Origin of the sequence: Cohnella thailandensis, assembly GCF_014212135.1 — a bacterium.
Classification (GTDB): Bacteria; Bacillota; Bacilli; order Paenibacillales; family Paenibacillaceae; genus Cohnella; species Cohnella thailandensis.
On sequence record NZ_JACJVQ010000008.1, the window covers coordinates 282,009 to 301,288 of the forward strand.

Genomic DNA, 19,280 nt, shown 5'->3' on the forward strand with positions numbered 1-19,280 from the left:
CGAATGGAAGTCGCTCTGCATGATGGAAGTCTAATCGCCCTGGAGATCCAAGGGGACGGCCCCGCTATTTTGTTGCCGGTCAACCCTGCGCCGATCGAAGGCCAACAAGCGGAAGAGATGCGCCGCTGGGGAGCCGACCCCGCGCTGGGACGGAATCTGATCGACGGCCTTCGCGACCGCTATCGCGTCATCGCCTTCGATTACGAAGGACACGTTCAGCTGCATCCCAAGCCCGGTACCTTGACGCCGGACCATATCGCCGCCGACTTTCTAGCCATCGCCGATGCCGCTGGAGCCGAACGGTTCGCCTATTACGGCTATTCATGGCTTGCCCTGTCCGGATTGCAGCTTGCCATCCGAACCGACCGCCTTTCGGCGCTCGTCATGGGAGGCTACCCTCCTATCGGGGGACCGTACAAGGAGATGCTCGCCGTGACTTTGGCCGCGAACGAGATGGCGAAATCGATGGCAGGCGGCAAAACCGATAGTGACGATATGGCAAACGGTCACGCGACGAAAAGCGAGGCGACAAGGCAAGCGACGGCAAGCAGTCTTGCCAAAAGCGTGGCTACAATCCAAGAGTCGGCAAGCAGCGCGGTTGCTGACAATGAACTCCAATCCGGCTGGAACGGCCCGGCGTCTCCTGCCCCCGCGAACCTGAGCGAAGGGGAGAAGCGCGATAGCGCAGCAAACCTGAGCGAGTGGGAGAGGTACGACAGCGATGCGAAGTACCTGAGCGAAGGGGTGAAGCGCGATAGCGATGCAAACCTGAGCGGGTGGGAGAGGTACGACAGCGATGCGAAGTACCTGAGCGAAGGGGTGAAGCGCGATAGCGATGCAAACCTGAGCGGGTGGGAGAGGCGCGATAGCGCTCAAAAGCCGGATGCTACCATTAACGTCTCCCCTACGCCAGACTCCGAGCAGCCGCAAGCCTTCAGTTGGGACGATTACGATTGGTCGACCGTGGAGTTGCCAATGAATACCGCACAAACGGAGCAATTCGTCACTCTCTACGAGCAGCTTCAAGCCTTCGACGACCGGACCGTCCAAGAACGTATCCGCTGCCCTCGACTTTGTTTTACCGGCTCCGTCGACCGAATTGAATACGGCGCAGGCTGGGGGGAAGTGACCGTGGACATCGTCGGTCCGCTCGTCCGGCACCGCGAAGAGCTCAAAGCCCACGGTTGGGACGTACGAGTCCTGGACGGACTCGACCATACTTCGGCCATGCAGGCGGCGAACGTCCTCCCCCTCCTCCGTCCTTGGCTGGACGCGCTCTCGCTTGAAGCTTGAGTCACGACGTAACCGTAAGAACTGTGCTCGATTGGCAGCTAATTGAGTAGCCACGACTCATCTGGAGAACTCCATGCACCGAACAGAGACGAAGTTGAGTCACCACGACTCATCTGAGCAACTCTTGCTCCGAATACAAACAGGAGGCCGCGAGGCCTCCTGTTTCAACTTCCTTTACAAGCTCAACTGATGCCCCTTCTCCAACCGCTGGATCTGCTTTTCTCCGGTATCGGCCAGCTCGCGGAATTGGTTGATCGTGTCACGCATCTTCGGCAGCGCTTCGTGCTTGTAGGTGCTGATCGATTCCAGCGCGTCGAGCACGTCGGTGAACGCCTGCTTCAGCGTATCGACCGAGATGCTCGTCTCGAGAGCCTGCTTGTGGATCGCCGCGCCTTGATCCTTCAGCATTCTCGACGTGCCGGCGATCAGCTCGTTCGTTGTCTGATTGAGCAGCTCGATCTTCTTCAGCACGATCCGCTGATTGTACAGCGCGCTCGCTACCGTAACCGAGATCTTCAGCGCGGATACGGTGACGGTCTTGGCGCGATCCACCCCGCGGATGAGCTCCTTGTTGTTGCGCATGACGACTTCGATCGCCATGATGCCCTGTTGGTTCACCACCAGCATCTGCTGCAGATCCATCACCCTCTGGCGCAGCGGAAACAGCACCTCTTCGGTAATGAAGCGAATCTTCTCCGGATCCTCCCCGCGCGTACGGGCGGCGTCCACCTGGGCCTCGATCGATTCGTCCATCATCGTGCCGAGCTGGATTTCCTTCTGCAGCTTCTTCGTCAGCTCCCGAATCGCCTGCTGCTCCAGCTCGAGCGTCGTGTTGTCGTTCTTCAGCGTCGTCTTCCCCTTGTCGAGAGAGACGACGATGTCGGCGATGACCGAGTCCGCTTTCTCGAACTTGAGGAAGTAGGCCCGCAGCGGATTGAACAGCTTGCCGAGAAAACCTCGCTTCGCGAAATCGATCGCGCTCGGATCCAGATCCTTCAGCTGCGTGTGCAGCTCCGCGAGCCCCTTCGCGACCTGGCCGCCTTCGTCCCCCGACTTGGACAGGTTGCCGACCGTGACTTGCAGCAGCGCGTTCTTGTTCGAAGAGGACTTCATCGTGTTCAGGCCGAACGAGTCGATCGACTGTAGGATGTCTTTCCTCGTCTCCAACGAATCCAGATCGATCGCCATGATGGCGGCGACGTTGGCGTCCGCCGTCTCCTTCAGCTTCGCAACCTCCTCCGGAACCGGCTTCACCTCCTGCTCGATTACCGCCTTAATCTCCTCCGGGCTTGACACTTCCATCGTGAATGCCATGGGCATCTCCTCCTCCGAATGGTTCGCCTCATCTATACTTGAACGTTGAACAGGTTGCCTATCTTGTACACGACATCGTCCGTGTCCGCGTTGATGCTCGCCGCTTCGTTGATGCTGGAGATGCTCTGCAGCGCTTTGATGTTCGCGTTGTAGCCGATGGTGTAGATCGGAATCTTGTACGTCTCGATGAGACTCTTGATGTCGTCGAGCGAATAGCCCTGATTCGTCTCGCCGTCGCTCAGGACGAAGATGATGGGCTTGACGTCCTGATGCACGGCCAGCTCATCCTGAAGCATCTTGAGCGCGACCACGATGCCGTCGAAGGTTGCCGTTCCTCCGCCCGCCTGCAGGCTGTTCACCGCTCCGACGAACATCGACTGCTGGTTCGTGTCGTACTTGGCGATCGGCAGGTTGATGGCCACGTCGTCCGAGTAAGAGACAAGGCCGATGCTGTTATCCTTGCCGAGATACTTCTGGCCCTTGATCAGCGATTCCTTAAGACGGTTAAGCGGCTCGCCCGCCATGCTGCCGGACACGTCGGTAACGAACACCGCCGCGATGGACTTGTTGCCGTTCTTTTTCTCCTTCCAGATCTGCTGGGCGGAAGCGATCAGGCCGCCTTCCACGGGAGCCAGCTCCGATTGGTAATCCTCCAGCTCGTTGAACCCTTTCTCCTTGGCGAGCTTCTGGTACTTCTCTTGCGCCACGAATTCCGCGAACTTCTTGATAATGTCCTTCTTCTCTTGCGGCAGCTCGCCCAGAGCGTACAGCGGACTGTCATGACGAACCCCGAACGGAGTGAACACGTAGCCGTTCTTCAGGTCCGCCGCGTTGACGAACGTCTGGTATTCAAGCACGAAGGCGTCGAGGCTTCCGGACTTGGCGGCATCGCGCATCTGAATCGTCGTCGAAGCGATGAACGGCACGTTCGCCTGGAACTTCTCGAACCCTTGGACCGCCTTCTCGCCCAGAATGTCGGAGCTGTCGAACGTATCCAAGGCCGTTACGAGAAAATTCAATCCCGTGGAGCTGGCGAACGGATCGGTATAACCCATGGCGAGCTCATTGTTCGCGATCGCGTCGGTAACCGTCTTCACGTTCACCGCCCCGTACTTCTCGATGATCGCGTCGTACTTCGCCTTCGAGATGACGATTCCGGGAACGTTGCCCGCCAGCCGCTTGGCGACCAGCTCGGTCTTGACTCCGCCGGCCTCGACCATCTGTCCCCACAGCTCGTTGGACGGAGTGAACGCGTCGGGAACGTACTTGCCGGACTTGATATAGTCCGCCGCCGTGCCGGAAGCGATGTTCCGCAGCTTCACGGATACCTTGCTGCCGTTCACCTCCGGCTGCTCCTTGTTGAATTCGGCCGCGACCTCTGTCAGCCATCCGTCGACCCCGGAGCCGCCCTTCTCCGTAGAGGAGAAAATCTCGACGTAATTCGGAGTCGTATTCTCCACCGTGATCGGGAACTTGGAGATGTCCGGGAGCGACTCTCCGATATCCGCCGGATCCAGGTCGATCTGTCCCTTGACCGGCGCTTCCGTCTTCACCGAGAGCTCCGAGTAAAGCCGGCTTAACCGCTTGCCCGCGTCCTCCGCCGAGACCTGCTTCTCGCTTTTCCCCCAGTTGGAGGTTACGTTCACCCCTACGTACACAAGACCGAACACGACAACCAATAAGATAACGGATAAGAAGATTAGCTTGCCTTTGTTCAACCTCTCTGCCCCCTTACTGCTTATAAAATTTAGTCTGCTTGATGAGAGTATCGATCTCCTGCATGCAGGCCATCTGCTCGATATCTCCCGCCTCGAAGCTGTCCAGCCTGGAGATCTCCAGCAGCAGCTTATCGAGCTTCAGAAGAATCTCCTCGTTCGTATCCAAGGAGCTCTTAACGAAGCCGAGATAGTCGTTGTACACGTTCGTCTTCTCCTGCAGCAGCTCCGGCGAGAAACGGGCCTGCTTCGGATTCTGAATTCTCTTAAGCTCCGATTCGTCGAACGCGCTGAGCCGGTTCAGAATGCTCCGGACGTTCAGGTAGAACACCTTCTCGACCTCTCCCGCGACGGAGGCGAACTTCTTGAAGCTCAGCTCCCCCGGGTCGAACCTCTGCGCCAGCACGTTCCGCAAAGTATCCGTCTTCTTCTGCATCCGTTCGATTTGCTCTTGGCCCAGACGGATATCGTCCTCCAGAACCTTCACCCTTCGATAACGGGACAGCGCCTCCTCGTAATCCTCGGGATCGATGAGCTGCTTGGGAGGAAGGACCGCAGGCGGCTTAAGCAGCCAGACATAGCCTCCCGTCACGAGAACCAATGCGCTCGCCAACAGCAAAGTGACCCCGACGGCCGCCGAGAGGGCGCTTCCGCCTAATTCCAAGCCCACGAATCCGGGAGAGAAGATGACGACGTTCAGCACCGCCACGCCGATCGCGAGTCCGGCCAGCTTGATGATTTTCATGGCGTCTCCCCTCCAAATGCAAGATTTCCTCTCGTATTTATTCGACTTTTTCCACCATAATCCTATTAAAATTCCATTAATTTGTTGATGTATTATTTTATAGATTAGCTAGGGTGTTTATGTACAAAATGGATAACGGTGGATTCTTATGAATGGATACGTTGGAGGAAGATTGAGGGTTGCAATTTCGGGCTTGGCCGCGGCGTTTTGTGATCGGGCACAGGTCGGGGGAGTCCTCGGAGGCACGCAAGCAAAAAAACCGTTACGGACTATAAATCGAAGGGGATCAAGGCTATTATTGATAAAATAAAGGGTTGAATAGTGTCAGAAAAGGAATGAGGTCGGCTATGGGTAGCAGCAAATACGGGGATTACGGGCAGTTGTTCTGGGCCATGTTCAAAACGGGCGTGCTGGGCTTCGGCGGCGGGCCGTCGGTTATTCCTCTGATCCGTCACGAGGCGGTTAAAACGTACAATTGGATCGACAACGACGAATTCGGCGAGATTCTTGCGCTGGCGAACGCCCTGCCCGGGCCGATCGCCACGAAGATGGCCGCCTATCTCGGTTACCGCAAAAGGGGAACGCTTGGCGCGACGGTGGCGGTGCTCTCGCACATTCTGCCTTCGGCTCTCGCGATGATCGCGCTCATGTCGGTCGTGCAATATTTAAGCGGCTCGCAGATCGTGCAAGGAATGATCGCGGGCGTCATTCCGGTCGTCGCGGTGATGCTCGGCGTCATGGCTTACGAGTTCGGGGAGAAGGCGATCAAGGGGCTCGGCGCGAAGCTAGGCATCGTCCTGTTCGTCGCGGCGTTCGCGCTGCTGCAGCTGCTCGACGTTCACGACGCGATCGTCATCGCCCTGTTCCTGGCTTACGGCGCCTTTCATTTCAAGATCGTCCGCAAGCTGCGGGAACGCAAACAACCTAAAGAAACCAGCGGAGGCTGAACGAGATGGATTGGTGGAACTTGATCGTCGGTTTTTTTATCGCGAACGTCCTCGGCTATGGCGGCGGCCCTGCCTCCATTCCGCTTATGTACAACGAGATCGTGAACCATTACAAATGGCTGAACAATGAGGATTTCTCCAACATTCTGGCGCTAGGCAACTCGCTGCCCGGACCGATCGCGACCAAGATCGCGGCGTTCGTCGGCTTCGACGTGTGGAGCTGGCCGGGCATGCTGCTCGCGCTCGCCGCGACTATCGTTCCTTCCGCGATCGCGCTGATCGTTCTGCTCAAGCTGCTGCACAAGCATCGGCAATCCCCCGTCGTAAAAGGGATGTCGCTGCTCGTCCAGCCGGTCATCGCGGTCATGATGCTGCTGCTCACTTGGCAGATGGCCGATTCCTCGATCGGATCGTCGGGGATCTGGCACACGATCGGCATCGCGGCCGTCGCGTACTGGGCGATGGAGCGCAGGAAGATCCATCCGGCTTTTGTCGTGTGCGCGGCGTTCATCTATGGGGGGCTTGTTTTGTCACACGTGGTTTAGCCGTTTATCCCTCCATCGCCTCGTTTCGAAGAACCATATGGATGTGGTCCTCCCACGCTCCGTTGATGTACAGGTACTTCCTCGCCAGTCCTTCCTGGTAAAAGCCCAGCTTCTCCACGACGGCCAGGGAGGCGGCGTTGCGCGGCATGATGTTCGCTTCGATCCGATGCAGCTTCAGTCCCTCGAACGCGTAGCGGATCACTTCCCGAAGCGCTTCCGTCATGTAACCCTTGTTGACTTCTTCATGATCGAGCCGGTAGCCGAGGTGGCAGGACAGGAACGCTCCGCGCACGATGTTGCTTAGGGAGATCGAACCGATCACGCGCTGCGGCTCTTCAGACTTGAAGATCCAAACCTTGAACATCTGTCCAAGCTCCTCGCTCTCGCGGTCGGCGGCGAGGAGCTTCTTGTGCGTTTTGACCGTGTAATACTCTTCGCTCCTTCGCGCCTCCCAGGGTTCCAGGAAGTCCCTGTTCCGCGCAAAATAATCCCGTACCTGCTCCGCGTGCGATTTGTCCAGCGTGCGCAGCCGCAATCGGGCCGTTCTAAGCTCAAAAGTCATGTCCGATCTCTCCTCTCTTAATCGGCTACATTCCATAAAGGGTTCCATCCGTCGGAGCCGGCCAGTACGAGGGAGGGAGAGAGAGTCTCCGCCGACTCCTTCGTCAACGCCGAGCTCCAGCTAACGCGCCCGTTCACCGATGCGGCGCCTGGCCCTTTATTAGCATATTCCGAGAAAACGACGCCGCCCGCTTCCCCTCGTCCGCTCCAGTCCTCCCACCCGGCCGGGTGGATGTGCTCGCCGAGCTCGCAGCGAATGAACGCGATCCTCGCGCGCTCGCGCCACGGCCTGCCAAGGTAGACCGTGCCGGGAGGAGTCTCTCCGGTCAGCCGGCACTCGAGGAAGACGTACCCGTACGCCGAATCGGCAGGCGTCGAAGCCGCCGTTATCCATCCGTACGTCCGCTCGCCCGCTTCCTTCGAAGGGTTCTCCCCGCCCTTGGAGCGAATCTCGCAGCGATAAAACACGGCCGTCGCCGAGCCGAAGATAAAATCGACATCCCCTTCGATATAGCAATCCTCGTAGTACTGCCTCGAAGGCCGAAGCGGCTTCCCCTCTCTCGGTCCGCCGAACGTCGACCGGTCGAGCGGATTGGGAGGCAGCGGCCCCGTGAAGAGCGTGTCCTGCCAGCCGAGGAAGCGGCAGCGCCGGAACGTCGCCCGGTCGCCGTCCACGTAAGCGGCGATCGCTTGTCCGACCCGTTCTCCCGGCCCGGCGTCGTTCGCGAAGGTAATCCCTTCGCAGGCAACCCCGTCTCCGCCGATTAGAGCCGTATAGGAGTTGAACGTATGATAGAGTTCTCCGTCCGGGAACGTTTTCCTCGCGTGATCATCCCAGCGGATGAACGTCTTGTCCGCTCCCGCCCCGGTCAGAGTGACGTTCGGCCGATCGACGACCAGCTTCTCGCGGTACTCGCCTTCCTTCACGACGATGTCGACGCGCTCCTCGCTTGCCTGCGTAATCGAGTCGACAGCCTCCTGTATCGTTACAAAGTCCCCGCTTCCATCCTTCGCCACGACGATTCGTTTGGCCCCGGTCATGCTTTCTCTCCCCTTGCCCTTAGATGATATTCCAAATGAGCACGCTTCCAATTGTGTCTCAGTCTAACAAGCCTTCCGACCGAATGCAATACGGGCTATAATAGCGATATGGCAGAAAATCTTACGCTAGAGGCGAGACGAATGAAAGAATATGCGCTAGTGGTTCAAGGGACGGCCTTCACGAGCCGGACTCCGAAGGAAATCGAGGTTCTTAAAGATCATCTGTTCTGCATAAATGGGAAAGGCGTCATCGAGAGAATCGTCGCTCCGGAAGCATCCGATTATGTAACGGTTGCGGATGCCCATCGCGAGACCTCCCGCTTCAAGAGACTGAACGAAGGCCAATACCTGCTGCCCGGGTTCGTCGATCTGCACGTTCACGCTCCGCAATGGGCGCAATCCGGAACCGCTCTGGACATTCCTCTCTACGATTGGCTGAATACGTACACCTTCCCTTTGGAGGCCAAGTTCTCGGATCTTGCGTTCGCCCGGAACGTATACGAAGACGTCGTGGACACGCTGCTGGCCAACGGGACGACGACGGCCCTGTACTTCGCGACCGTCCACAAGGAAGCCAGCGTCCTGCTCGCCGAGATTTGCGCTTCCAAGGGACAGCGCGGGCTCGTCGGCAAGGTCGTCATGGACGATCCGGAGCAGAATCCCGAGTATTACCGCGATGCGGATACGAATACGGCGCTCAAGGACACGGAGGAGTTCATTGTAAGGGTCAAAAAGCTGGCGGAATCGACCAAGCAAGGGGTTTACCCGGTCGTTACGCCGCGGTTCATCCCGAGCTGCACGGACGAAGCGCTGAAGGGGCTCGGGGAGCTGGCCGCGAGGCACGATACGCATATCCAGTCGCACTGCAGCGAGAGCGATTGGGCGCACGGCTACGTTCGGGACCGCTTCGGCAAGCACGACGCGTTCGCGTTGAACGACTTCGGCCTCCTGACCGAGAAGTCCGTCATGGCCCACTGCAACTTCCTCGACGAGGACGACGCCTCTCTCTTCGCCAAGACGGGGACGGCCGTGAGCCATTGCCCGATCTCGAACGCCTACTTCGCGAACAGCGTCATCCCGATCGCCCGCTGGCTGGACAAGGGCGTCGAGATCGGCCTCGGCTCCGACATCTCCGGCGGCTTCTCGCCGAGCCTGTACGATAACGCCAGGCAAGCCGTCATCTCCTCGCGGATGCTGGAGGACGGCGTGAACGGCGAGCTTCCCGCCGCGGAGCGCGGCGTGCCGAACTCGCGCCTGACGATCAACGAAGCCTTCTACCTGGCGACGGCCGGCGGGGGCGAGAGCTTGAGCCTGCCGATCGGCCGCCTCGCGGAAGGCTACGCTTGGGACGCGCAGATCATCGACACCTCTCTGGCAGCAGCCAGGCTTCCCCTATATGACGCGAACGAGCCTTTGGAGGACATTTTCCAGAAGATCATGTACCTCGTCCGGCCCGAGCATATCCGCGAAGTGTGGGTTCAGGGGGAATTGGTTCATAAGCGCGGTTAAGAGATTATTCGTTGGGAGTGGGAGTCTTGGATGCATGGATCGCGGTCAAAGCAAGAGTTCCCTTAAGACTTGTTGGCAGGCTGCTTCTTCTATTCATCTTCAGCTTGCTTCTTGCTGCCTGCGGTCAGAGAGACGATAAAACTCCCGCAAGCTCCGGACCGGAATCTTCGTCGACTGCGAATGTTGATCCCTCGCCTTCCGTTAAGACAATAGAAGCGGCACAAGTTCCTGAAGAAGACGACTCGGTCCGGGCCATCGGGGAGCATCCGGACGGACGATTGCTCGTTCGGCCCGTCACGACGGCAACCGTCGCCCCTCTCGGAGCGCCAAGCTGCTATGGTCTTGAGACCTATCTGGATTGGGAAGGAGCTTACGAAGCGGTATGGGAGCCGGCGGATAGCGGAGTAAAGAGTACCGTTTTGGCTTTTCCAAGCGATTTCTTTATCATTCAGCCGGACGAGACTCCCGTTGCGATGAAGAGCCTATCTGTTGGAGAGACAGACCTCTACGTGTACGTTCCGAGATATACCGATTGCCACGGACTGGAGACGTACCTGTTCGGCGTCAGCAAGGGGGAAGCGTTCCCCGTGCCTTTCGAGATGGAAGAGAGCCGAGTTCTAACCAATCTCTCGCAAATGCCCGGCCGACCGCCCGAATTTAACGAAGATGAACTGACGGTATGGGGAGGCTGGGGAGCCGGAGACGATACGGTTAACGAATACCGTTTCCGGTATGACGAGGCAAAGCGCGTTATGGTTCTGCAGAGTACGGAACAGGTAGAACCGTAGAGAGTTGAAAACAGAAATCCGGGCTGACAGGAGCCGTCTCCTGAAAACCCGGATTTTCTTTATTCTTTATGCTCCGCGGCCACCCGATCCCCGCGGCTGTTCGGCTGGGAGATGACGAGAAACTCGAGCTCCCCGTCCGACTTGTTGAACATCCGGTGCGGGACGCCGGGGGCGATCTCGATCCCTTCCTGCGGGCCGAGCTCGATCTCTTCTCCACCCCTCTCCATGACGGCTGCGCCGGATAGGACGAAGAAGAACTGCCGCGATTTCCCGTGGCAGTGCCGGACCTCGGACGTATGCGGAGGCATCCGCTCATGGATGACGCTGAGATCCGCGCCTTTCACGAGATGCCAACCATCGCAGAGGTCTCCCCAGTTGTAATGCTCGGCGGTTGCTTTGCTGATTTTCATGGCTGCGATCCCCTCACCGAATGTCCTCGAACTCTCTCGCGATCCGCTCCAGCGCCTCTTTAATAAGAGGGCGGGGAGAAGGAATGCACATCCTCAAGAATCCCGCGCCTTCCTCGCCGAACTGTTTTCCTTCTTGCAGAAGAACGTTCGCGCGATGATAGACCCGGTCTCGAACCTCCTCCGCGGAAAGGCCGTAGCCGCTAAAATCCATCCACAGCACGTACGTGCCTTCCGGCATGACCGCCTTCACCTTGGGCATCCGCTCTCGAAGGAATGCCAAAGCGAATTCGAACGTTCCGTCCAGGTATTCCTTAAGCTGATCGAGCCACTCCTCCCCTTCATTATAGGCGGCGATCAGAGCCGAATAGGCGAACGGAGTCGCCGGCGCGTGGCCGAGCGCTTGCGTGAACTTCTCGCGCAGTTCCGGATCGGAAATGACCAGGTTCGTGCAGTGGAGCCCCGCGAGATTAAACGTCTTGTTGACCGCCGTGCAAGTGACGATAGGCGTTCCGGCCTCGGCGACCTTCGCGATCGGAACGAACGTCTCGTTCCGGCGAATGAGATCGCCGTGAATCTCGTCCGCGACGATCAGGACGCCGTTCGCGCGGCAGATGTCCGCAAGCCGCTTCAGCTCCTCCGGACGGAAGATTCGGCCCGTCGGATTATGCGGGTTGCACAGGATGAACATCGTCGTCGACGGTTCCTTGGCTTTCGCTTCGAAATCGTCGAAGTCGATCTCATAGCGGCCGTCCTCGCCCTGCTTCAAAGCGTTGTTCACGACCGTTCTTCCGTTCTTCTCGATCGCCATCGTGAACGGTGGATACACCGGCCGTTGGATGATGACGCCGTCTCCGGGCTCCGTGAACGTTCGCACCGCCGCGAAGATCGCATGCACCGTTCCCGGACAGTACACGATTTCTTCCCTGCGAATATCCCAATCGTGCCGGCGCTTGAACCAGCCTTGGATCGCTTCATAGTATTCGTCCGGCACGACCGAATAGCCGTAGATGCGGTGGTCGACCGTACGGTGCAGCGCATCGACGACGGGCTGCGGAACCGGCAGGTCCATGTCCGCCGTGAACAGAGGAATCGTCTCCTCGTCGTATCGTTCCGTCATGCCGTGCTTCTTGAGAAATTCTCCTCCGTCCCATTTGACGGAGTAGGTTCCCCTTCTATTGACGATCTCGTCAAAATCGTATTTCATGTCCTATTCCCCCTCGAGCGGTCTCGTCGGTTTACTATTAGGATAACAGCAATTGAAAGTCAGGGACAGAGGCCGCGGCTATTCCCTCCGTTCCATTCCCTTGTTAAAATGGGGTTTGGCCCGCTATCCCCATCAAAGAGGACTCCGTTTATGAAAATATTAGGCGATCGCCATAAGAAAAAAATCGCGTTTTTTATCCTGGTTTCCATCCTTGCCGTATGCCTGCTTACCTTCTTTAAAGTGTTGTTGTCCTACTTTTCCACGGACAAGGTATCCCAGGTTACGCTCGCCAAGCAATACATCGCCATTGCGGAGAATATTGCCGCAGGACTGAACAGAGACACCTACGCGAAGGTCTTGGCCGAGAAAAAGGACGACGGCAACAGCGACAGCATCAAGAGTTACCTTGAGGAATACCGCAAGCGGATCGACGCCCTTTACGTCTATACGCTGCTGTTGGACGAGACGGACGTCGCCAAAACGATGGTGGCCGCGTCCCCTCCGGGGATCGACGGCGCCTTCATGCTCGTTCCCTGCACGGTCCCTCCCGAACAAGTAAACCAAGCCAAGCGGGGGGAAGTTTATTATACGAATGTCATCCGGGACCCCAGCCACGGCGTTTATTTCTCCGTCGGAGTCCCTCTTTACGACTCCTCCGGGGAGCTCATGGGCGCCATCGGCATCGATATCGACGCCAGCGACATCGAATCGATCGGCCGGGAAGCCATCGATAGCAACCGGATTATTTTCGCCCTCGATATCCTGTTCGTCCTTGTGCTTCTAACCTTGATCTTTGTCCTGCGCAAATGGTACCGAACGAGGTTAAAGCTCGACCTGCGCGAATCGGAAATGACGTACATATCGGAGATGGGCAAGATCATGAGCTCCATCAAAACGAGCCGGCACGATCTGTTGAATCATCTTCAGGTTCTGAACGGGCTGTTGCGAATGAGAAAATATGACCGGGCCAACGAGTATTTGAACCAGCTGTCCGTCGAATCCCGAACCTTGGACTTGTCCGTGCGCGTCAAGAATCCCGTCCTGATGGTGCTGCTTCAAAGCAAATGGGAGCTGGCCAACGCCAAAAATATCGAGCTCCAGATCGAAACGGATCCGGACGAGTTCGACCGGGTGAGCTCCATGGATTTGGTTAAGCTGTTCGCCAATCTCCTCGATAACGCGATTGAAGCCGTCGAATCCTACGAAGGCGAACATCCGCGGCGGATACGGGTCGTCTGCCGAAACGGCGGATCGAAATACGTCTTCACCGTAGAGAACCCGGCAACGTTGTCTCCCCAAGCGCAAAAGCTTCTCTTCCGACAGGGCTATACGACCAAACCCAACGAGAACGAGGCAAGAGGCCACGGCATGACGATCATTCGGAACACGGTCGATAACTACCGGGGCGAGATCCGTTTCCGTTACGAGGAGGAGAAGGTCGAAATCCAAATTACGATATAAAAAAACCGAGAGCCGCGGCGATTCCGCGGCTTTCGGCGCTTCGGTACGGACTGAAGCTATTAGTGAGAGGCGATGACTTTCTGCTCGGCCGTTTGGGCTGCATCCTTCTTGCCCCGCTTAAGGACCGCCAACGAGACTATTATTCCGATCAGCGTAACGACTGCGGTGACGATAAAGGCCGTATGGATCGAAGAGTTTAGCTCGGAGGGGCTCATCGTCTCGAGGGTGGCGTCGGAGCCAAGACTTGCCGAGAGGATCGCCATGATGACCGCGAGCCCGATCGCGCCTCCGATTTGCTGGCCCGTATTGATGACCGCGGAGGAGACGCCCTGCTCGCTCGGATCGACTCCGGTGCTGCCGGCGATGAACATCGTCGTGAAGACGAGCGCTTGCCCGAGTCCGATGATGATCGTGCCGGGAATGACTCCCCAAGCGTTGCCCGTTGCCGACAACTGGGTCAGCAGAAGGAAGCCGATGCCACCCAGCGCCATCCCCGCGGCGATCGTTCCGGCGACCCCCGCTTTCGCCAGCGCGACGTTGATGAGCCTTGCGCCCAGGAAGGCGCTAAGCGTGAGCGGCAGGAACGTAAAGCCGGACTGGATGGCCGAGTATTGCAGAACGTTCTGGGTGTACAGCGTCAGGAAGTAATAGAGCGTGCCGAACGAGGCGGAGAATAGAAAGGCGATAAGAGCGGCGCCGGTCAGATTGCGATTGCGGAACATTCGGAACCGGATGAGCGGCCCCTTGGAGCGCTTCTCGATGGCGACGAACGCCAGCAGCAGCGCGGCTCCGGTCAGGATGAACGGCAAGGTGCTTGCGGTAAGCCAACCCGAGACGGGCGACTGGATCAGATAGTAGACGACGAGCAGCATGCCGGCGGTAACCGAGACGGTGCCCGCGACGTCGAAGTGCCTGCGGCCTGCGGCGACCTTGCTCTCCTTGAGGACGAGCGGAGCGAGCAGCACGGTGGCGACCGCGATCGGAACGTTCACGAAGAAGGTGGCCTCCCAACCGATATAACTGGTCAACACGCCTCCGAGCAGCAGGCCGAGAGACATGCCGACCCCGCCCATCGAAGCCCAGACGCCCATCGCCCGGTTCCGTTCGGAGCCTTCCTCGAAGTTGGACATGATCAGCGACAGCGTTGCCGGCGAGAGCAGCGCTCCCCCGAGACCCTGCACGCCTCTGGCGATGATCAGCATAAGCTGGGATTCGGCAAACCCGCCCAGCAGCGAGCCTAGGCCGAACAACGCCATGGCGATCATGAACATCCGGCGCCTTCCCATCATGTCGGAGAGCCTTCCACCGATCAGCAGGAAGCCCCCGAAAGCCAGCGAGTACGCGCTGACGACCCATTGAAGATGGTTGGCGGAGAAGCCCAACTCCTCGCCGAGCGAGGGCATCGCCACGAAAATGATCGTGTAATCGAGAGCCATGATTAACTGGGAGACGGCAAGAACCAGCAGCGCCAATCCCTTGAATCGGTTACTATTCATGAAGAACATCCTCCTAATTTAGACTATTCGATCCAAAATAATCGCAATTCTTGACTGAACGATCTAATAAGGGCAGCGAAAGGATAAGGCGTTCGTTCGGATTCGCCCTTAAAGATCCAGCGTCGATAAAGTAACCTCCGCGATCTCTTCCAGCACCTTGGGATCGTTCGTTAACTTGGCCGCTTGAGTCAGCGCGTAGCGCGAATGGTACAGGTAGCGGGCCATCGCCTGCAAGTCCCGTTCGGTGCTCAGCTCCTGCCGGGCTTTGGCGCGGACCAACGCCCCATGAAAGGCTTGCTCCAAGCGAATCCGATCCTGCTCGAACAACTCCGCGATCTCCGGGTCGTGCGGCACCTGATCGATGGCGCTATAGAGAATAAAGCATTCCTTCCTCCGGTCCTCGTCCTGCAAGACGGATACGATCTCCCGGAAAATATCCCGAATCGCCTGCTTCGCGGACTCCGACCGTTCCAGGTAAGCAACGGCGGCCGAGGACTTCTCGTTCACGTAGTGCTTGACGGCCTTGACGAAGAGGTCTCTCTTCGTGCCGTACGTATCGTATAAGCTCTGGCGGGCGATGCCCAATCCCTCGAGCAATATCGGAAGGGACGTCCCCTCGTACCCATAATGTCCGAACACTTCCATCGCCTTGTGCAGGACCAGGTTCGTGTCGAATTCCTTGCTTCTAGCCATTCGGATTCCCTCCAGTCTCGTCCCCATACTACCCTTACCAGATCGTTCAGTCAAGAAGCCGCAAACCGGTTATTCGGAAAAGCGTACCGCGTCGTTCGCGCTGCCGACCGATTCGATGGCGACGAGCGGATTCCAGAAATCGCGATAGCTCGCGATGCGGCCGTCCTTCGTACGAACGACGCTGATATACGTTTGATTGTACGGGTTGCCGGTCTCGCGGTGTTTGCCGTAAGACTTGAACTCGGCGATCGTCAGCTCCGGATCCTGAGCAGGATGGAAAATTAAGTCCGCGAACTCCACCTCGAAGTGCTTCGGGAAGTTCTTCATGTATTCGTAAAGCTCCTCCTTCCCTTGCTTCGCGTCCGGGAATCCGGCCGGTCCGTAAGGGAATTCCAGCACGCCGTCTTCCTGCCACAGATCGACCCAAGCTTCGATGTCGCCTCCGGACAGGTGCTTCAGATGGTTGCGGAACGTCTCTTGCGCCTTGGCGCGAATGGTTTCATCTTGAGCGACTTGCTTGCCTTGCGATTCTTCCGTGCGAATGATCTCCTGATTCAACATCGTTATCCCTCCGATTTAATTTGACTGTTCAGTCTGAAATGAGTTAAAAAAAAGCCGAACTCTATTTTCCAATGTTCTTACCGACGTCGTTCCTCCCTTACCTGCACATCTTGCTTCGCCTCCTTCGCTTGATGGATTCATCTTACCATTTTCGGACTGAATGGTCAATAATAAATTCAGGAATATTTTTATTCGCGCGAAAGGGATCGCCGAGCTTCATTTTCCGCACGACTTTCCGGGTAACGGACGTACGCGACGCTTAAAAGCAAAAATGGAGCATCATCGAACTTTAACGGACACTCGAGACGCTTAAATCCACTTTTCTCGCTTGTGCAGGCGGTTTTTAACGTTAAAGGGGCTTACATGTCCGTTAAAATTCGTATAGAGCATTCAAAGCTATTTAAGAGCTTCCTGTGTCCGTTAGAATTCGGGGAACAGCGTCTAACTGTCGCATACGCTCAGCCTGCCGTCCTCTTCCGCCAGCTCGATGAAGACCGGCCGCTCGTCCGGCGTCCGGTTCGGCGTGTGCAGCGCGAGCAAGATCTTGCCGTCGAAGGATCGGAAAATCATGCCGTGGCCGCCGTCGCTCTCGAATAATGGAGTCGGCTCGTGGGTCCATGGCCCGAGAACCCCTCCGGATGCCGAACGGGCCACCGCCTGAGCGTACCGCCCCTGCTTGAAGCTGGACCAGAGCAGCAGCAGCTCTCCGTTGGTGCAGCGGTACGCGTACGGGCCGTCCGTGACGTAGCCGGTGCCGTTCTTGGGAGAAGAGACCGGCTCGACCCACTCCGCGTCGCTTGCCGAGAACAGCGTGACGGGCTCGGAGACCGCCCGGTCGAGCTCCGGCGAGAGACGGATCGCGCAGACGGCGCCGTTCTTGATCTGAACCCATTCGTGGCAGAAGATCATCCACGGCGTTCCGTCGCCGTCCACGTGAAGCGTTCCGTCCAGGCACTCCCAGTCGGACGGCGTCACCGGGCCGTCGCTGAGCGGCCGGAACGGACCGAGCGGATGGTCCGCGGCCAGAATTTGCGTTCCGCGGCGGACGCCGTCCGCCTTGAATGTCGCGAACATATAGTAGCGCCCCTTATAGGCATGCACCTCGGGAGCCCAGAAGTTGCGGTCCGCCCAGAAGTCCGGCGCGGGACGGAACGCCGGGAACGGCCCTTCCCATTCCTCCAGGTCGCGGCTCCGGTAGACGTCGAAGCCGATGCCCTTGGCCTGCCAAATATCCGGATCGGTCGAGCCGTACAGATAATAACGCCCCTCGCTCGGCTCCTTGAGAACGAAGGGGTCCCTCATTTGGATCTGATCCAATCGCATCGATGCTGCCCCCTATTCGTAAGTCGGCAGAACGACGCCGATCGCCGACTCCAGCGTCAAGCGTCCGTTCTCCGCTCGCCAAACCTCATTGCCCTTCACTCTTAGCGGGATCTCCCGGCCGTCCGCCAGCAGAGCGCCCTCCACCTTGCGAGCGGACATGCCGACGACGGACTGGAGCTTCCCGTTCCGGTCGGTCACGAGCCGAACGCCCGCGGGGAAGCGGAACCGGAGCTGCCCGTCGGCGAAGACATAGCATTCCTCCGCCGTGTTGTACAGCTCGTAGACCACCCCGTCGACGGTGCGGGAGTAAGCCGTCTCCTCCGCGACCGGAGAGCCGTGGTCGACCGCCGAAGGAAGCAAGCCCGTGAACCGCAGCTCCCCTTCCGGCGTCGGCTGGATGCCGCAGATTCGCTCCACGAAGTCGAGCGCGCACAGGATCGCCGGCGAGTACGCCTCCGTATAGCCTTCTTCCCCGGTCCACGGGCTCAGCGTCTGACCGAAGCGCTCCATCCGCGACAGCGCGGACAGGATCGGCTGCAGGATCCAGGTCAGCTCGACGTGCCGGCCGTGCCTCTCGAAGGCGTGGGGAGCCCGGATCAAGCTAAGGAAATTAACCGGCCCCGCCCACGAGTTATATGAGGAGGACGGATCGAACCGCGGATCGTCCATGGCGATCGAAGTCAGCGGATACTTGGCGAAGAACTTGCGCGTATTCAGCAAGTAGCGCGATAGCGAGGAGACGAAGAACGCGCCGTCTCCGACTTCGCTGGCCAACACCCTCAGCAGCACGTCCGACTGGATGCGGACGAATCGGCCTCCGGCATCCGCGTCGTAGAAGAAGCCGTCCTTCTCGTCGAAGCAATTCCGGATCAGGCTTTGGAGCGACTTCTCTGCCTTGAGGCTCCACTTTTCGGCCGCATCCTTATCCCCTAATTCCTCGGCCATGCGGGCCAGATACAAGCGCCCGCAGTAGACGCTCGCCGTCAGATCGGGCGCCACGAACGGCAGCACCGGCGAATTCGGATCGAATCGCGCCGGGTCGCCCTTGTACGGCGCGTCCGGAACATGCCAGAACCGGGGCGACAGGTCGTGTCCGGTATCGAATGCGCAGAACGCCTCGACCGCCCCCGTTCCCCGCGTATCGCGGTTCGCGGCCAGCCAATCGTCGTATCGGGAGAGCGACTCGTACATCTTCCGAAGCCATTCGAGGCCCGCTCCTTCCGGACCGCCGTTCAGCCGATAATGGTTCCAGACGCTGCGAGCCGGCGGCGTGACCAGCTGAATCTGCTTAAATACCGGCGCGGCGGACGTCACCTTGTAGGGGATCAGCCCGTCCTCCCGCTGCAGGTCGGCGAACTGCTCGAACGTCGCTTCGGCGACGGACGGGCAGAACCGCGACAGCAGCTCGGCATTGATCGTGCCCGTGCTTTCCAGCCAGCAGCCCTTGTACACGCCGCCCTCCTGAAGAACGGGACGTCCCCGGCCGTCCGCGTCCAGGCAGTCCGCGAGCCGTTCGGCCGCCGCGCGGTGCACGTCGGCGAGACGGCTCGGCGTTGCGGCGAACCGAACGCCCGAGCCGGCGAACTCCTCCCTCAGCTTCGCTCCCAGCCGTCTATTGTCCTTAAGCGCGGTATCCGACGCCATTCCGCGAAGCTCCTTCAGCAACTCTCCCAT

General features: G+C 58.6%; 18 protein-coding genes. 6 read left to right on the top strand and 12 right to left on the bottom strand.

What is annotated here, in order from left to right; translation table 11 throughout:
- Positions 1 to 3: 3 nt before the first annotated feature.
- Positions 4 to 1,293 (top strand): alpha/beta fold hydrolase, encoded by a 1,290-nt coding sequence (locus tag H7B67_RS30655; RefSeq protein WP_221468753.1) that lies wholly within the window; start codon positions 4 to 6, stop codon positions 1,291 to 1,293.
- Positions 1,294 to 1,467: 174 nt separating this feature from the next.
- On the opposite strand, the gene H7B67_RS12680 is transcribed toward H7B67_RS30655, so the two are convergent.
- From H7B67_RS12680 to H7B67_RS12690, 3 genes are read right to left on the bottom strand one after another with little or no spacing between them, the layout of a single operon-like run.
- A complete protein-coding gene (locus H7B67_RS12680) occupies positions 1,468 to 2,607 on the bottom strand; it encodes a toxic anion resistance protein (protein WP_185120188.1) in 1,140 nt (379 codons plus the stop codon).
- 32 nt (positions 2,608 to 2,639) lie between these two features.
- The gene (locus H7B67_RS12685) at positions 2,640 to 4,325 is read right to left on the bottom strand and encodes a vWA domain-containing protein (RefSeq protein ID WP_185120189.1); all 1,686 of its coding nucleotides are present in this window, start codon (positions 4,323 to 4,325) and stop codon (positions 2,640 to 2,642) included.
- 13 nt (positions 4,326 to 4,338) lie between these two features.
- Positions 4,339 to 5,067: a hypothetical protein gene (locus H7B67_RS12690; protein WP_185120190.1), complete on the bottom strand. Its 729-nt coding sequence runs from the start codon at positions 5,065 to 5,067 to the stop codon at positions 4,339 to 4,341.
- A gap of 347 nt (positions 5,068 to 5,414) precedes the next feature.
- On the opposite strand from H7B67_RS12690, the gene chrB reads away from it, so the two are divergent.
- Together chrB and chrA are read left to right on the top strand one after the other, a co-directional pair.
- The gene (chrB, locus tag H7B67_RS12695) at positions 5,415 to 6,014 is read left to right on the top strand and encodes a chromate efflux transporter ChrB (protein ID WP_245363835.1); all 600 of its coding nucleotides are present in this window, start codon (positions 5,415 to 5,417) and stop codon (positions 6,012 to 6,014) included.
- 5 nt (positions 6,015 to 6,019) lie between these two features.
- Complete coding sequence (chrA, locus tag H7B67_RS12700; protein ID WP_185120191.1) at positions 6,020 to 6,559, top strand: chromate efflux transporter ChrA; 540 nt, start codon at positions 6,020 to 6,022, stop codon at positions 6,557 to 6,559.
- Between the two features lie 4 nt (positions 6,560 to 6,563).
- On the opposite strand, the gene H7B67_RS12705 is transcribed toward chrA, so the two are convergent.
- Positions 6,564 to 7,121 carry a GNAT family N-acetyltransferase gene (locus H7B67_RS12705; RefSeq protein WP_185120192.1) on the bottom strand — a complete coding sequence of 186 codons (558 nt, stop codon included), beginning with the start codon at positions 7,119 to 7,121 and terminating at the stop codon, positions 6,564 to 6,566.
- Between the two features lie 17 nt (positions 7,122 to 7,138).
- Positions 7,139 to 8,161 carry a pectinesterase family protein gene (locus H7B67_RS12710; RefSeq protein ID WP_209649206.1) on the bottom strand — a complete coding sequence of 341 codons (1,023 nt, stop codon included), beginning with the start codon at positions 8,159 to 8,161 and terminating at the stop codon, positions 7,139 to 7,141.
- A gap of 141 nt (positions 8,162 to 8,302) precedes the next feature.
- Here H7B67_RS12710 and guaD point away from each other — a divergent pair, with 141 nt between their 5' ends.
- Both guaD and H7B67_RS12720 read left to right on the top strand, forming a co-directional pair.
- On the top strand, positions 8,303 to 9,670 hold the full coding sequence (gene guaD, locus H7B67_RS12715; RefSeq protein ID WP_185120193.1) for a guanine deaminase: 1,368 nt from the start codon (positions 8,303 to 8,305) through the stop codon (positions 9,668 to 9,670).
- Positions 9,671 to 9,696: 26 nt separating this feature from the next.
- Positions 9,697 to 10,458, top strand: a complete 762-nt coding sequence (locus tag H7B67_RS12720) for a hypothetical protein (RefSeq protein WP_185120194.1) — start codon at positions 9,697 to 9,699, stop codon at positions 10,456 to 10,458.
- 59 nt (positions 10,459 to 10,517) lie between these two features.
- Here H7B67_RS12720 and H7B67_RS12725 read toward each other — a convergent pair whose 3' ends face one another.
- Together H7B67_RS12725 and H7B67_RS12730 are read right to left on the bottom strand one after the other, a co-directional pair.
- Complete coding sequence (locus H7B67_RS12725; RefSeq protein WP_185120195.1) at positions 10,518 to 10,868, bottom strand: cupin domain-containing protein; 351 nt, start codon at positions 10,866 to 10,868, stop codon at positions 10,518 to 10,520.
- 13 nt (positions 10,869 to 10,881) lie between these two features.
- Positions 10,882 to 12,072, bottom strand: a complete 1,191-nt coding sequence (locus H7B67_RS12730) for a MalY/PatB family protein (RefSeq protein ID WP_185120196.1) — start codon at positions 12,070 to 12,072, stop codon at positions 10,882 to 10,884.
- Between the two features lie 150 nt (positions 12,073 to 12,222).
- Here H7B67_RS12730 and H7B67_RS12735 point away from each other — a divergent pair, with 150 nt between their 5' ends.
- Positions 12,223 to 13,533: a GHKL domain-containing protein gene (locus tag H7B67_RS12735; protein ID WP_185120197.1), complete on the top strand. Its 1,311-nt coding sequence runs from the start codon at positions 12,223 to 12,225 to the stop codon at positions 13,531 to 13,533.
- A 59-nt stretch (positions 13,534 to 13,592) separates the two neighbouring features.
- Here the strand turns inward: H7B67_RS12735 and H7B67_RS12740 are convergent, their stop codons facing one another.
- The 5 genes from H7B67_RS12740 to H7B67_RS12760 form a co-directional block, all read right to left on the bottom strand.
- On the bottom strand, positions 13,593 to 15,029 hold the full coding sequence (locus H7B67_RS12740; protein ID WP_185120198.1) for an MFS transporter: 1,437 nt from the start codon (positions 15,027 to 15,029) through the stop codon (positions 13,593 to 13,595).
- 108 nt (positions 15,030 to 15,137) lie between these two features.
- Positions 15,138 to 15,722 (bottom strand): TetR/AcrR family transcriptional regulator, encoded by a 585-nt coding sequence (locus H7B67_RS12745; RefSeq protein ID WP_185120199.1) that lies wholly within the window; start codon positions 15,720 to 15,722, stop codon positions 15,138 to 15,140.
- A 69-nt stretch (positions 15,723 to 15,791) separates the two neighbouring features.
- On the bottom strand, positions 15,792 to 16,283 hold the full coding sequence (locus H7B67_RS12750) for a nuclear transport factor 2 family protein (protein WP_185120200.1): 492 nt from the start codon (positions 16,281 to 16,283) through the stop codon (positions 15,792 to 15,794).
- Between the two features lie 441 nt (positions 16,284 to 16,724).
- Positions 16,725 to 17,606: a glycoside hydrolase family 43 protein gene (locus H7B67_RS12755; RefSeq protein ID WP_185120201.1), complete on the bottom strand. Its 882-nt coding sequence runs from the start codon at positions 17,604 to 17,606 to the stop codon at positions 16,725 to 16,727.
- 12 nt (positions 17,607 to 17,618) lie between these two features.
- A complete protein-coding gene (locus H7B67_RS12760; protein WP_185120202.1) occupies positions 17,619 to 19,280 on the bottom strand; it encodes an MGH1-like glycoside hydrolase domain-containing protein in 1,662 nt (553 codons plus the stop codon).